Origin of the sequence: Lederbergia sp. NSJ-179 (assembly GCF_022867885.1) — a bacterium.
GTDB lineage: Bacteria > Bacillota > Bacilli > Bacillales > Bacillaceae_C > Lederbergia.
Map to the genome: position 1 here is coordinate 177,831 of NZ_JALIFP010000006.1, position 15,928 is coordinate 193,758.

The 15,928-nt window shown below is 35.9% G+C and carries 11 protein-coding genes; 10 read left to right on the forward strand and 1 reads right to left on the reverse strand.

Features of this window, described 5'->3' with window-relative positions; all coding sequences use genetic code 11:
- Window positions 1-14: 14 nt before the first annotated feature.
- Window positions 15-197 (forward strand): CAT RNA binding domain-containing protein, encoded by a 183-nt coding sequence (locus MUB24_RS07180; protein WP_244702685.1) that lies wholly within the window; start codon window positions 15-17, stop codon window positions 195-197.
- A gap of 7 nt (window positions 198-204) precedes the next feature.
- Here the strand turns inward: MUB24_RS07180 and MUB24_RS07185 are convergent, their stop codons facing one another.
- The gene (locus tag MUB24_RS07185; protein WP_396426705.1) at window positions 205-426 is read right to left on the reverse strand and encodes a helix-turn-helix domain-containing protein; all 222 of its coding nucleotides are present in this window, start codon (window positions 424-426) and stop codon (window positions 205-207) included.
- A gap of 220 nt (window positions 427-646) precedes the next feature.
- Between MUB24_RS07185 and MUB24_RS07190 the strand changes: the two genes are divergently transcribed.
- The 9 genes from MUB24_RS07190 (at window position 647) to MUB24_RS07230 (ending at window position 15,620) form a co-directional block, all read left to right on the forward strand.
- A complete protein-coding gene (locus tag MUB24_RS07190) occupies window positions 647-1,954 on the forward strand; it encodes an ABC transporter substrate-binding protein (RefSeq protein WP_244702689.1) in 1,308 nt (435 codons plus the stop codon).
- Between the two features lie 67 nt (window positions 1,955-2,021).
- Entirely contained in the window at window positions 2,022-2,915 is an 894-nt protein-coding gene (locus MUB24_RS07195) for a carbohydrate ABC transporter permease (RefSeq protein WP_244702690.1), read from the forward strand.
- Window positions 2,915-3,745, forward strand: a complete 831-nt coding sequence (locus MUB24_RS07200; protein WP_244702692.1) for a carbohydrate ABC transporter permease — start codon at window positions 2,915-2,917, stop codon at window positions 3,743-3,745. The genes MUB24_RS07195 and MUB24_RS07200 overlap by 1 nt, the downstream gene beginning before the upstream one ends.
- A gap of 15 nt (window positions 3,746-3,760) precedes the next feature.
- A complete protein-coding gene (locus tag MUB24_RS07205) occupies window positions 3,761-6,106 on the forward strand; it encodes a glycoside hydrolase family protein (protein ID WP_244702693.1) in 2,346 nt (781 codons plus the stop codon).
- 30 nt (window positions 6,107-6,136) lie between these two features.
- Complete coding sequence (locus MUB24_RS07210; protein ID WP_244702695.1) at window positions 6,137-8,521, forward strand: hypothetical protein; 2,385 nt, start codon at window positions 6,137-6,139, stop codon at window positions 8,519-8,521.
- Between the two features lie 650 nt (window positions 8,522-9,171).
- Window positions 9,172-9,666, forward strand: coding sequence for a sigma-70 family RNA polymerase sigma factor (locus MUB24_RS07215; protein ID WP_244702697.1), 495 nt, complete (start codon window positions 9,172-9,174; stop codon window positions 9,664-9,666).
- Between the two features lie 1,224 nt (window positions 9,667-10,890).
- The gene (locus MUB24_RS07220) at window positions 10,891-12,897 is read left to right on the forward strand and encodes a LacI family DNA-binding transcriptional regulator (protein ID WP_244702698.1); all 2,007 of its coding nucleotides are present in this window, start codon (window positions 10,891-10,893) and stop codon (window positions 12,895-12,897) included.
- A 173-nt stretch (window positions 12,898-13,070) separates the two neighbouring features.
- The gene (locus tag MUB24_RS07225) at window positions 13,071-14,039 is read left to right on the forward strand and encodes a sugar ABC transporter substrate-binding protein (RefSeq protein WP_244702699.1); all 969 of its coding nucleotides are present in this window, start codon (window positions 13,071-13,073) and stop codon (window positions 14,037-14,039) included.
- A 90-nt stretch (window positions 14,040-14,129) separates the two neighbouring features.
- Window positions 14,130-15,620, forward strand: a complete 1,491-nt coding sequence (locus MUB24_RS07230) for a sugar ABC transporter ATP-binding protein (RefSeq protein ID WP_244702700.1) — start codon at window positions 14,130-14,132, stop codon at window positions 15,618-15,620.
- Window positions 15,621-15,928: the final 308 nt, after the last annotated feature.

Here is a 15,928-nt window from a genome sequence, read left to right on the forward strand (position 1 = left end):
GAAAGGAGATCATGATGAAGGTTCTACAAGTTTTTAGTCATAATGCGGTTGCGGTGGAAAGTGTTGATGGGGAAACCATGGTTTTAGTTGGAAAGGGAATAGGCTTTAATAAGCGAAAGGGGGATCGGATAAATAGAAACGTTGCCTCAAGGGTTTTTGTAGAAAGTAAGATACAGCGAATTGTAGAGACAGGATAGGAGATTCTTACTTGTCTTCAATTGTAAGGATCTCTCTAATATCAGTGATGTTTAGGGCTTCGGCAATACGTACGATGTATTCAACATTGATACGTTGGCGTTTTCCACTAGCAAGTTCGCTTAATCTGGCGATATCAATATCTGCTTGTCTGGAAAGTTCTCGCAAAGACATGTTGTGTTTTTGGATTAGTTCATGGATATGGATAACTAGTTTTTTCTCAGTGAACAAGTTGATCAGACCTTTCATATTGTTGCGTATATGAGTAGCATATGATACAACTTGATGAAAAGCGTTACTTATTAAGCAAACAAAATCTAATTTTAGTAGGATTCGAGAATTGAATAATGGGGAGTTACTATTTTATAGGCTTAACCCAAATTTTTCTTCAGCTTTGTTAGGAGAGAGATTTGGGTTTTCTTGTTGCCAATTTTTTACATGGGGGAAGAGCATGAGAAAAACAATGATTTTTGCTTCAATGATAATGATTTTTGCCTTGATAGGAATTCTAACTGGATGTAATAATGATTCCTCTTCATCTAACGAAGGTGAGCCTGCTAGTAAAGAAAAAAGCGTTGAAATTACTGTTGGAGCTGAGGCTGGAGGGCCTTATACGGAATTCTATAAAGGAATTGTAGACGATTTCACTAAGGGAACAGGTATTAAAGTGAATTTCTTAGAAATCCCACATGATAACATGCATCAAAGATTTTTAACGGAGTCTATGAGTGGTGGGGGTGCAATAGATGTTTACCAAACTGACCAACCTTGGATTTCGGAGTTTGCCTCAAATGGTTTCCTTGAACCTTTATCAAGTAAAATTAGTGATGAAGATAAAAAGGATTTTGCCCCAGCCGCTCTTGAGACTGTTAAATACAAGGATGAAATATATGGATTACCATATCTAGTTCATACTCCGATAGTTTATTATAGAACAGATTTGTTTGAAGAAGCTGGCTTAAAAGGTCCACCAAAAACTTGGGAGGAATACAGAACCTATGCTCAAAAACTAAACAACCCTGATAAAGAGATATACGGAACTTTAATTGAAGGGAAGCAAGCTGGTGAACCAGTTACTCATCTTCTCGATCTTGTTCATCAAGGTGGTGGAGGAATACTAGATGAAAATGATGAGGTTATTCTGGATAGCCCGGAAGTAAAAAGTGTCTTTGAATATTTAAATGCAATTCAAAATGAAGATAAAACAAGTCCTCCGGGCGCAGTTGGTTTTGATAATGCTGAGGCACAAAATATGTTTCTACAGGGTAAAGTAGCGATGGTAAAAAACTGGCCGTATATGTATTCAACGGCTAATGATCCTGAAGATTCCCGTGTTGCGGATAATTTTGCAATCGCTAAGCAACCAAAGGGTGATTTGTCAGGAAGTGCCATTTGGAGTTGGGGGTACGGTGTATCTTCTTCTTCAGAAAATAAAGATGCAGCTTGGAAATTTGTACAATGGGCGACTAGCTCTGAGGTCGTTAAGCAATTAGGTAAAGAATTTATTAACCCAGTACCACGTGAATCTGCACTAAACGCATTAAAAGAGGATGACAGTGTAAGTAAAAAGGATTTAGAAGCAGTTACGATTATGTCTGAATCCCTTAAGGATGGACAAGTCTTTACTCAAAATCCCAATTTTCCATCGATTCAAGAGCGTCTCTCCGTTACTCTTTCGAAACTTTTATCTAAACAAACAAGTATTGAGGAAGAATTGGACGCTACTTCTCAGGATGTCAAAGATATCCTAGCAGAATAACACAGGTTAGTCATTGTTTATGTGGCCGTAAATTCATTTGCGGCCTTTGCATAGGAGGATCTGTAGTATGGCAAACAGTAAATTAAAAGTAGGAGCTTCACGTGAAAGAAAAGGGTTGTTCCTTACATTACCAACATTGGTGATTATGGCAATAACCGTTTTTCTGCCTATATTGTGGTCGTTAAGATTGAGTTTTTCAAAAACTAACATAAAGATGACTGATATGAGCTTTGTAGGGTTTAAAAACTATATCCATGTATTACAATCAAATGATTTCTTAAATGTGTTATTGCAAACATTTGGATTTGTTATAACGACATTATTTTTTGAATTTGTAATTGGGTTTGTTGTTGCAATTGTCTTGAATAGATCGTTGCCAGGTACTAATTTGTTTAAATTATTATTTACTCTGCCTTTAATTATGGCACCTGTGGTATCTGGATTACAATGGCGTTGGCTTTTTGCTGACCAATATGGGGCGATTAATAACATTTTATCTTTAGTAGGAATAAAAGGACCTCTATGGATGGTAGATCCATGGGCTGCAAAGGGAGCGGTACTAATATCTAATTTATGGTTAGCAGCACCTTTTGTTATTTTGGTGTTATTAGCAGCGATGTCATCCCTGCCGGAAGAGTTATACGAAGCGGCCAAAATTGATGGTGCTAAAAGCTATCAAGTATTTAGATATATAACATTGCCTTTATTAAAGCCGGCTATTCTATTGATTTTAGTGGTAAGATTGGCAGATGCTTTTAGGGTATTTGATATTGTGTATATATTAACCCAAGGTGGACCTGGTGGTTCAACTGAAGTATTAAGTACCTATATTTATAAAGAAGTATTCACAAAACTTAATTTTAGTGAGGGTGCGGCTGCCTCTTTTATTGTGATGCTGATTATATCAATTGTAAGTTACTTTAGCTTCAGGCTGTTACGACCAAAGGCAGGTGAAATGTAATGTTCCGAAAAATTAAAATTTCTAACATATTGTCATATATTGTTTTGATTTTAATGTCCATTTTTGTCTTATTTCCCTTTTTGTGGACATTTTTAACATCGATAAAAAGTGATAAAGAAATGTTTTCCATACCACCTTTTTGGATACCTGAATCACCGAACATTCAAAACTATGTTGAAGTTCTCGGTAAAGGTGACTTTCAACATTTTATAATAAATAGTATTGTAATATCTTTTGTTACGTTAGTTTTAGCGTTGTTAATAGGAGCACCTGCTGCATATGGATTTGCAAGATATAAATTTAAATTAAGTGGCTTCCTTTTCGCACTTGTTGTTGCAGTTAGGATGTTTCCACCAATAACTTTAGTAATTCCGTATTTCATAGCTATACGTTCTTTGGGATTAATTGACACGAAGGTTGGTTTAATGATCACTTACTTACCTCTAATGTTGACGCTGATTATATGGATATTGGAAAGTTTCTTCCGAGAAGTCCCGATTGACATAGAAGAAGCTGCAGAAATGGATGGTTTAGGAACAATTGGGAAATTTGTACGTATCGTACTGCCTTTATCCCTTCCGGCTATTGGGGTAGCGTCAATATTAGGATTTATGGTAGCTTGGAACGAGTTTATGTTGGCTTTAACATTAACCCAAACGGTGGAAGCACAAACGATGCCAGTAGGAATTGCTGGATATGTCACTACCTTCCAAACTTATTGGGGACAGATGTCCGCTAATGGAATGATGTATATTATACCGGTTATTGTATTTACATTTATTGCACAAAAGGGGTTAGTAAAAGGTTTAACAGCTGGAGCTGTAAAGTAAGAAGGGAGAATACTAATGAATACACAATTATCTTTAGAAATGAATAAAAAAGAAGAAGGGTACTCACCTCAATTTTATATCGCTAATATGGAAGGTGAAAATACTCGGGTTTTAAATCTATTTAAGCCGGTTTTAATAGAAACTTGGAAAAGTAATACAATGGAAAAACAAGAATATGCATTTGAATATGATTATTTCTACAATGATGGAGACCAAATTTATGCGGAGGCAACAGTTGAAACTAAAGATAATGGTCTTTTTAAAATCATTGATAAATGGAATAAGGTACAAAATGACACTTGGCAAATAGATCGAAAGGTGAAAGTTATTCAAGGCGCGAAGTTTGGGGGATTTAGAGTTCGCCTAGACATTTACACTGATATTCATGAGGAAACCAAATTTGAGGATTTTCGATATTTTGCTCCACCTGCGCTATATGACAAAAATGATTTAGATGATGATGGGATTGAAGACTATTTAGCTACTCAGAATCTAATGTATCGTGAAGATCGACTTAATACTCTTTCTGTTTCTGCATATGATGAAAAAACGAAAATTAACGTGACATTGATTCGATCTAATCAACCAAATTATGATTCTTACCCAAACCGTCCGAATAATGAACGTGTATTTCTTCAACGTACAGATATAGGGTCATTAGGGGTGTGGAATGGAAAAGTTAATGGAAAATCAAAAGTTATGTTAAGGGCATCCTATCCATTTTATGAGGGGGAAAAGTGCCACGCACTCTATATGAAAGAAAGACTTGGTTGGGAGTCCTTTTGGCCAACAGAATCTGGAGAGACAATTGAAGTTTCGTATCAAATTCGAGTAGATTCCTCACCGAGTTTTGTTTCTTCAATTTGGAATAGTTACAAGAGAAGAGTGAATGACTTGAATCCTAATCCGGTACCTCTTCCTGCAACGGCTGAAGAATTAAATGAATATCGACTTGATGCTCTAAATCGTTATTATGTGGAACTGAATGCTGATGAAGATGAAAATGAACCTGCTGGTTATGTGTTGAACTGCCATCCACAAAACGGAGAACAGCTAAGTAATATTATTCAGTTTGGCTTCACAGGACAAAATGTACTAAGTGCCTATAATGTTTTGCGTTATGGATATCAAAGAGGCAATGGTGAGTATGTTAGAAGGGCGCGGAAAATTGTCGACTTCTTTGTTGATAAAATTCATATATCCGAAAATGGAATGTTTTATAACCTTTATAGCATTGATAAGAAATCAGTCGACTTTTGGTGGACAGGTTTACTTCTTCCATTGGCGTATGCAGAGGGTGAGGAATTAGAACGGTTAATGGGGCCTTTATACGAGCACAGAAAATTTGTTATTGAACACTTGAAAAAATTAAAAGGTTCCTATCTTCGTTGTATGAATGAAGATGCTGAAGCACTGTTACTCGTTTATGACTATGAAAAACAAGTTGCTAAAGAACATACCTCCTGGCTCAACGCGGCAATAAGATATGGTGATTTTCTATTAAAAACGCAAGAGTCCGATGGTTCCTGGTATCGTGCTTATACAACTAAAGGAGAACCAATAACAGAACCAGAATTTTGGTTTGGAACGACCATGTATGAACAAAAGTCTTCTACAGCTACCTCGATTCCTTTTTTAATAAAACTTTACCAAATAACAAGCGATGAGAGGTACCTTAAAGCGGCAAAGAAAGCTGGAAAGTTTGTTAGAGAAATGATTGTAAATAGAATTAAATTTAATGGTGGTATTCATGACAGTATTTATGCAAAGGGGCAATTAATTGATAATGAGAGTATTTACTTTCCTATGATTTCTCTATTTGCAATTTATAAAGCCACAGGTGATATATATTACCTTAATGGTGCACATGATGCAGCTAGAATAAATGGTACATGGACCTGTTTATGGGATGTTCCGTTACCACCAGAAAGTACTTTAGTGAAATATGGATTTAGGAGTACCGGAATTGGTGCATGTGATACGCCTGGTGCGGGATATGTTCATCCATTTGAGTTATCAGGGGTAGCAGAAATGGCGGAAATAGCCAAAATCACAAATGATCGTGAGTTATTATCTGTAGCGGAATTGCTTTGGCATGGATGTAACCAGACTGTCGCAGTACCGGGAAAAGACTGGGGTTATCGATATATTGGATTACAAGAAGAAGGTTATTTAATAAGCTGGTGGGCAAAAGATGATCCTATGTTCGGTGATACAGGTTTTGGTAAGCGCTGGAAGGGTGAAGGTAACAAAACTTGTTTTCCTTGGATACCGGCGGTTGCCGTATCATGCTATTGGAAGTTGATCGATCAATTTGGGACTGCAGATTTTAAAGCCATCAAAGCCAAGGTCAATAGTTAAGAAATAACAAGGGAGATTTGAGGATAACTGATGAAAACATTACAAAATAATACTTTCTTTTTAGAAGTTAACTCACAAGGAGTTGTAAATAAACTATTAATTAAAAATGACTCGGATTCCATGAACTGGGTAATTAATAAAGATTATTTAAATAGCCATGGTTATGAAGATGACGACAAATTATTTGGACAGTTTTCATTGGTAGCTAACAACAAGGTTTATGATAGTTATGAGATAAATCCAGCCTTTATGCAACAGAAAGATCAAAGATTAGAAGTGAAATATAATTTTGAAGAAGTAACCGTTGTTTTATGCTATGATTTAATGTTTAACACTCAGTTAAAATGGTCCATAAAAGTTGTAAATAATAGTGATAAACAAGAATTAACCGTAGATTCATTCCGTGTATGGTCATCCTTAGCCTATATTATGTTCCGTGATAAAGATGTAAACAGAAATATGTCGCAATCCTGTGCTATTTTTCCTCATTTATCAAATCAATACAGTAAAATAGCATGTGTGCGGAGAAGTAATAAAGGGCCTCACTTGGGTATATATAATACAAAAGGTAGGTTAAATTCCATTGGCTCCTTTTGTCGATACCAAAATCTGTTTTTAGAACAAGTTTCTCCATCTCTAGATGGTTGTATCTTTCATTCTTTGGAATTAGTCAATGATCGAAAAGTGAATCAAGACTGGATTTATAATTACGGAAATCCTATTAAACTTGAAACTAGCGATATGAAGGAGTGGGTCTTTACCTTTATGACTTTTGAGGATCAAGACGCTTTTTTCAAAAATGGCTTAGAATTGGGAAATCCAGTCTTGGATTATACACCTGTGATTATGAAGGATAGTCATTTCAGTTGTACCATCCAAGTACCAAAAAATAAGTGCATTAAAAAGGCTTGGATTGAAGAATATCAAGTGGATGGATGTAAGAAAATGGACCTAACTTCTAATATTGTGCAGGAATCAACAAATGGTTATTCTTTACATGTCCAAAGCACCTCTTCTGGAGAGAAAAAATTTATCGTTGAGTTTGATGATCGTTCTGTAGACTTTGTTGTATTTAATGTATTGGAATCAACAAAGGATATCATTGAAGAAAGAGTTAAATTTTTGTGTGAGAAGTCCTATATTAATAGGGAGGAAGAAGATCATTATTCAGCGTTTAAACCAGTTTCAAATCAAGGAGAATCTTTAGGGAAGGTTTGTTTAATTCTGACTAAAAACCTTTTAGCTGAAAAAAACCATGATGAAATTAGAAAAGCGGAAAATAGTGCTGTATTTTATATAAAAAATAAGTGGTTTGAAGATGGCGATTTGAAAAAACCAAAGAAATTATATGGTGATTTTTACCGAATATTTGATCTTGATTATATCGCCCATGTCTTTTATCTTCTGGCTAAGTTTAATGATGATGAACTGCAATACCATTCAGCTAGAACTTATCTACAGTGGGCAACGGAAGTATTGATTTTAAGATTCGATAAATCCATGCATCAATCTCAACGGGAGAAGAACGAAACAGAGTTATGTGGGGTTTTCAGCCTTTATATAGAAGAATTACTAGAAGATATACTCAAACAAAAAATCGATTGTAAAGATAAATTATTAAAGTTATGGGATTCCTTTGGCATTCAAGTAAAGAACAAAAGTGCACGGTTAGAGGGAGCCATTACAGAGCATTATTATGATAATGCTGGTATAGGGCCTTCTTGTGAAACACTATCCATATTAGGCTATAAAGAGGAAGCCTTAAGATATGGAGAATTACTATTAGCGAATATAGGATTTAGCAATGACTATCGATCGCAAAACCCTGATAGGTGGTGGGAATCACTAGCCTATATGATCCATTCATTATGGGGAGGCCTTGTAGCAAACTCGAGTCTAGTGGCATACGAAAAACTGGGTGGAGTAGATTTCTTAAAATCGGCGTATCGCTCTATGATGCCAGTGTTTTTGTGTTATGACTGGAATGTTCACTCTACAGATAAAGAGATCCAGAAAGGCGAGGCTGCTTCTACTTATTGTGTCACAAGTCCAAACTACAATAAACCTAAATTATCAAGGAATCGATTTGGACAATCCGTATTTATTGAAGATTATAAGGGTTTATTAGGAAATGCTACTGGTGACGATTGGGATATGGGAGAGGAGTTAGTCGCTTATTTAAAAGGATTTGGAATTAAAACATATCTCTATGAGGAAAATGGAGAAGTGAAATGTATAAATGGCGAAATTACAAAAATGGGTGATAAGTACGTAATCAAAAGTTTTGCTGCCTATCCAAAAAAATATCATTTTTATGATAGAAATCTCTCCTTAATAGCCGATGAAAATGAGCTATTACCTATTGTCGTATTGGATGGAGATAAATTTATTAAAATTGGAGAATGTTGTTATTGATTGAAGGGCGTTTTATATGTTGAAACAAAGGAAAAAAACAATGGATTTATTAAGGCCATGAAGGAATGGGCTTTTTAAATCCGATCACTTCTGATTTTTTTATCGACTAAGGTTACTATAGTTAATTTGCTTATAAACAAAAGCGGTTATTTATAGTAGCTTTTTTTTTTTGCTTAGCCGGGTTTTACTAATAAAAAAGTAATTAAGGAGATGAGTAAATGAAAGTTTGTGTTGTAGATGATGAAATGTGTGTTCGCGAAAGTATCGTTCAAAAGTTACATCTTCTTGATCTGAGGCTTTCGAAAAGGCGCTCATTCATCCTTCACTGTCTATGTATGACATGTTGCAGTTTCTTCTTTTTCTTGTCCCCGTCACATAGCACGTATCGTGCAATGATTGTGAAGGCTCTATTTGAAGTTTGGAGATAGAGCTTCGCCGGCTTTCTTCTAAAAAATTTGCCCGAAAATGATTCTTTGCTAGAAATGACAAATTCCCCTTAATGAAAAGGCAAAAAAGAGCTCGCTATTCAACAAATTTGCAAAAACTCACACTTTTTTTGCCAAAACAGCCATTCGCTTTGGAGACAGCTTTTTCCTAAGGTAGAGATACCCGGGAATACACAGAAAGCGCGCTTTCCAAAGGAAATGACAATGGAAAGTTTTGACGAAATCGTGGAGAACTATCGACCAATGATTTACCATGTGATGAACACTTTATCGATTTATAAAAATCAGGATGAATTTTTTCAAACGGGATTAATTGCCTTATGGGATGCTCACCGACGATTTGATCACGAAAAGGGAGAATTCTCCGCCTATGCCTACGCCTATATAAAAGGGCGCATGATGACCAATCTCACAAAACACAGAAAAAACGAAGAACGAAACGTCCATCCAGATGAAGCATTCTGGGAAAACACGATAGAAGAGGAGAAACAATGGCTGGAGCTCGAACAACTGCAAAACTATTGCATCGGTCTCACCGACAAACAAAAACAATGGGTCATCGACACCTTCTACAAAGGCATGACCACCCGCGACATCGCCGAAAAAGAAAACCTCTCCCTCTCCGCCATCAAAAAACGCAAAGCCGTCACCTTGGCGAAAATACGGGGGAATATTGAGAGGGGGGTGGTGGAGGTGTGAGGAGGGTTTAGGAGTCCAGCATTCATGACAAAGTTCCCTTATTAGGGAAGAGGGGGGCCGTAATAGAGGGGAAAAACTCGTTAGTGAATGAGGGACTTGTATATATGGTTATCCAACAAAAAAACTCGGGGCTGGGACAAAAATAAAAAAATAAGCTCTAAAACCGAACAATACATTACCTTAGCGGAGGAAATGTACGTAGACTCCAGCGGGAGGAAAGGCATCGGTGAGATCCCGGAGTGCGATAGCACGAGGAAGCTCACCAGCCGCCCGCGGAAAGCGAAGTATATTTCCGGAGCGGGGACATGCATCATACTAGTTCGGTTTTTTCTTTGGTGAAAACACTTTTGTCCCAGCCTCGAGGGCTAGAATCTTTATAAATCCATTGAAGCATACATGCAAGGAGAATGACAAAGACAACAGGTTGCACTAGCGTGAGAAGGTTAAAAAAGCCCAAAGTATTTTTGATGGCCCCAAATTCAATGTTTTTTTTAACAGTCATTGTTGGATAAATCGCATAATTCCCCGAAAACCATAGCAATATCACGTTTGCCTAGAGTAACAGTCTTTATCTCCTTGCCATCAATTAAAAACTCACCTTCTTGTAATTTTTTAAGCCTGAAATTAACCGAAATGTCGTAGATTCCCCACAACCAGAAGACCGAAGACCCCTACCAATACAGTAAATGACCTTCTTTTATTTATAAGTTGAAATCTTCCAATATTCTTTGAACCCCATGACGCTCCGTAATATTTTTTAATCGAATTGTTGACATGGTTTATATCTCCTCCCATTAAGTAGTCATTCCCAAAGCTAGAATCAATTGCCCTAGATTTTCTTTAAATGCTCACACCTATATTGTAAGTTCCCTATATAACAGGGGACAATTCTCTTTTTTCGTGATATTCGTGGCCTTTTGTAATAGAAAATGATTGCGTACATTAAGTGATTCCTTAGGCTCGTGGTTATACAGGATTTGAGGTGACGTTGAATTGGAGCGAGGAAATTGCTAGGCATTATGCTACATCTTCTTAGAAAATAGGAAGAATGTAATTGGAAAAGCTTGAGGAGGTAAAAAATCATAAAAATTAATTTACGTAAAATAGACAGGTAGTCCTAATTATTTTAGTAGTTAAATGTAATGACATGGGGTGTAATTGACCATTCATACTAGTAAATGGTACAATTTTTATAGTATTTTACGTAAAAGACGGGGTGTTATAATGGCTACTTTAAATCAGGTAGCAATGGAGGCGGGTGTCTCTATTGCTACGGTTTCACACGTAATTAATAAAACGAGGTATGTTAGTCCTGATCTAGTAGAAAAAGTTGAAGAAGCTATTAAAAATACGGGATATGATAAAAAAATAAAAAGTAAATCCTCAAAAAACTTGTTATGTAAGAATGCTGTAATAGCAGTGATTGTTCCGCATTTAAGAGAATCTTTTTATTCTACGCTTATTGATAACATTTCGTTCTCTTTAACCGAGAGTCAGTATAGTTTGTCTGTACACTTCCATAATGACGACCCATTACAAGAAAAAGATGTGTTAACCCGTATAGCCCGTAACAAGAAAGTTGCCGGGATATTAATTGTACCCGTAGGTAAGGAAGAAAAAACATTAAATAAACTGATCCAGCAACAAATTCCGATTGTTTTGCTTGGTAGAAAAATGAAATTTAAGGGTATAGATTCTGTTTTTTCAAATAGTAAGGATGGGATTTATAAGGCGTGCCTGCACCTGCTAAAATCAGGCCATGAAGAAATTGCTTTTATTACCGAACGTGATCATAGTCTAAGTTTTGAAGAGGAAATTTCTGCCTATGCAGAGGCGTTGAAGGAGTTTCATATACCGTTTAAGGAAGAGTTACTAATTATATTCGAACAAAACGACGTGGAAGAATTAGAAAAAAAGATAAGAAAAGTTTGGGGGAAACACAAACCAACTACTTTTTTTGCTAGTAATAATAGAATTACATTAGCTTTAATGAGAGTTATAGCGAATCTTGGCTTGGATATTCCAAAGGATGTATCGGTTCTAGGCTATGGTGATGAGGAATGGTGTAAAATTTTAAATCCCCCTTTAACAACACTTAAAAATAATAGCACTGAAATAGCTATACAGGCGGTCGATCTTTTGCTAGGGAAAATTGATAATTATTCAAAGATCCCCCAAGAGATAATCGTACCTATGGAGTTTTCTATTCGAAAATCAACTCAGGTGATTGGAAAAGGTCCTTTTGGGGAAAAGCCAATCTCACCAGAAGAGTTAGCAATTTCCAATACGGAAGCAGAAGCTCTAAAATCAGGTAATTATAAAGTCGGGATTTCTTTTCACTATGGAGGGACGGCTTGGTCAAGGCTATATGAAAATGGAATTAGACATGTTTTGGATAAATATGGTATATCTATTGTTTCTATCACCGATGCCCACTTTGATCCTTTATTACAAGTCACTCAATTAGAGGGACTTAAAATGCAGAACCCAGATGCTATCATTGCTATTCCCGTTGACGATGAACTTACTTCAAAAAAATTTCAAAGTATTTCTGAAAAAATAAAGTTAATATTTCTAAGTAATGTACCAAAAGGAATGAAGAGAGAGCAGTATGCATCGTGTGTATCAGTAAATGAAAGGGAAAGTGGCCAAAACTTAGCTGTGTTATTAGGGAATTATTTTAAAGAAAAGAAATCTCCTAAAATTGGTTTTATAGGACATGGAGCGCCTTTTTATGGTACGCACTTAAGAGATGCGGTTGCAAAGGGGGTTATTCAAAATGACTTTGAAAATATAGAAATTGTGGATGAAAGATATTTTGTTCAGATAGAAAACACATATCAAATATGTAAAGAGATGATGTTGACACATCCAGAAATACAGGGGTTGTACATTTCTTGGGATAGGCCAGCCCTTGAAGCAATCAAGGCTCTTAAAGAACTAAAAAGAGAAGATGTTTCCATTTTTACATTTGATTTAGATTATGAAATAGCCACATATCTGGCTAATGAGCATATTGTTAAAGGTATTTCATCTCAGCGACCATATGAGCAAGGAATAGCTGCTGGTTTAGCAACCGCGAAGGCATTGATAGGGCAAGAACATTATCACTATATCGGGGTACAGCCGTATACAGTTGAATCGGTAAACTTATTAAAAGCTTGGAAAGACATTACTCTAGAACCTGTACCGCAAGAAATGGAAAGGAATATACGAAGTAAATTTACGTAAAAATACGATATTTATATTTTTTCTCGTCAATTTCCCTTAGGGAAATTGACATTTTTACTATGTAGTGTTATATTTTACGTAAGATAATAAAAGATAGCGCTTTTAAAGGAGGTCTTGTAGAATTAAAACTTTAGGAGGATACCTTTTTAAGTAAAAAATCAGGAGGGGAAGTTATGAAAAGACGTATAGTATTTCTTGTACTAATAGCAATTACTGTATTCGCTTTATCTGCATGTGGAAATAGCAAAAGTGGAGGAGGTTCTTCGACTCAATCTGACGATGGTACCTATAGCTTTGCTTTTCTACCAAATACACAGAATAATACATTTCAAACAGCAATGAATGAAACATATAAGAAATTAGCTAAAGAAAAAGGTTATAACTACACTATGTTGGACCCTGATTACGATCTTAATAAACAGTTGAATCAAATGTCGGATGCATCTAATCAAAACTTTGATGCTGTATTCGTAATTCCAGTAGATTCGGCGGGCATACGAATGGGACTAGAACAATTTAAGGAAAAGAATATCCCAGTTTTCAATGTTGATACAGCTGTTATTGAGGAGGATCGTGAATTGGTAGAAAGTATTGTTGCAACAGATGCTTATATGGCGGGACAGCTAATGGGTGCACAGATGGTGGAAGATTATCCAGAAGGGGCAAAAATCGCCATTTTAGATTTTCCGGCAAATGAAAGCTGTGTTCTCCGCGTTGAAGGGTTTATGGATGGTTTAGGGGATAATATATCAAAATTTGAAATTGTTGCCCAACAAGATGGAAAGGCTGCACTAGACGTTTCTTTGCCTATTGCTGAAGATATTATTCAAGCTAACCCTGACTTGGACGCTTTTTTCGCAATTAATGACCCCTCTGCTTTAGGAGTGGCTGCTGCCGTAGAATCTAGTGGAAAAAAAGATATTGATGTATATTCGATTGATGCTTCCCCTGAGGGGAAAGCCGCATTATTAGATGGTTCCTTTTCAGCTGTATCAGCACAAGTTCCAGTCCAAATTGCTGAAACTTCACTTCAGTCAGCTGTAGATTTATTAGAAGGAAAAGAGGTTGAAAAGGAAATTTTCCTACCGTCACATATTGTGACAAAAGAAATGGCTGAGGAAACAGCTGGAGAATGGCAATAACCAGAATTTTTACAAGGTTAGTAGGTTCGTAGAATGCAAGATAGCTAGCTTGCATTCTACACTACCATTCACTTTGGAGGTGATTTTTATATGGTTGAGAATGTTCTTGAAATGCAGGGGATCGCTAAAAGCTTTGGAGGCGTACATGCTTTAAAAGGGATAAATTTTAAACTTAAAAAGGGAGAAATTCACGCTCTTTTAGGTGAAAATGGCGCGGGGAAATCCACCTTAATAAAGGTTCTAGGGGGGATTCATAAGCCGGATCATGGTGATATTTTTATAGATGGGGAAAAAGTAAATATTGAAAGTGTACAGGATGCTCGTTCATATGGAATTGGAATTATTCATCAGGAAATCGTTTTAGTACCTTATCTGAGTATAGCAGAAAATATATTTTTAGGGAGAGAACCTAAAAATAGTTTAGGTCTTAAAGATATAAAACATATCAATGAACAATCTCAAAAAATGCTTGAAAAATTAGGATTACAGATTGATGTTAGAAAATTAGTTGGAGAGTTAACAATAGCCCAACAGCAATTAGTTGAAATTGTAAAGGCTATATCGTTCAATGTCAAAATTTTGGTGATGGATGAACCGACTTCTTCATTATCGAATGAAGAGGTTAATTATTTATTTAAAACAATGGAGAAATTGAGACAACAGGATATCAGCATTATTTATATATCCCATCGATTTGAAGAATTATTTAAAATGACAGAACAAATTACGGTGATACGCGATGGAACCTATGTTGGTACTGTCGAAACAAATAAAACGACTTCGAATGAACTTGTTTCGATGATGGTAGGTAGAGAAATTGAAAATCTTTATACTCGAACTCCTTCCGTTCAAAACGAAGAGGTATTAAGGGTGGAAAATCTCTCTCAAAAAGGTGTTTTTGAAGATGTATCATTTTGTGTGCGAAAAGGTGAAATCCTTGGATTCTCTGGATTAGTAGGTGCTGGTAGAAGTGAGGTAATGCAAGCGATTTTTGGTGCTTTTCCTTATGATGCTGGACACATCTATCTGAATGGAGAAGAATTAAAAATAAAGAATTGTATCAAAGCCATCGAAAAAGGAATTGCAATGGTACCTGAAGATCGAAAAGGACAGGGATTAATATTAGGAAACTCTGTGGGCTTTAATTTAACGTTAGCAAATTTAAAAAATTTAATGGAAAATAAATTATTTATGAGTGAGAAAAAGAGAAAAAAAGAAATAGATCAATACGTAGAGGATTTAAGAGTAAAAACTGCATCCTCTGATATTGCAGTTTCTAGTCTGTCTGGGGGGAATCAACAAAAAGTTGTTATTGCAAAATGGTTGGCTATCAAGCCTAAGTTATTAATTCTTGATGAACCCACAAGAGGTGTAGATGTGGGAGCAAAATCGGAAATCTATTCCATTATAAACAATCTAGCCAATGAAGGCTTGGCGATAATTATAGTTTCTTCAGATCTCCCTGAAATAATTAATATGTGTGATTCAGTGTGTGTAATGAGAAGCGGCATGTTGGTTAAACAGTTAGAAAAATCTGAAGTTTCCCAGGAAAATATTATGAGGTACGCGACGGGAGGTTGAATCAATAATGAGTAGTAATCGAAATAGACTTATAAATAATACCTTTTCAACTATGTTAAAGAATAATATTGGGATTATAGCAGTGTTATTAATTTTATTTATTGTGCTGTCTTTTATATCACCAGTATTTTTAACTAGTACCTGAATCCGTGACTAAGTACTTCGGGCATAAAAAAGAGCGGTTTCACCTATTTCGCTCTTATTCCAAAAGGGTAATTACGATCAATTTCAAATAAAATATTCCTTTTTCTTTAGTTGTCTTTTTTTGAAGGCATGTTGAAATAAGCCTTATGATCACTCGTTTTTTT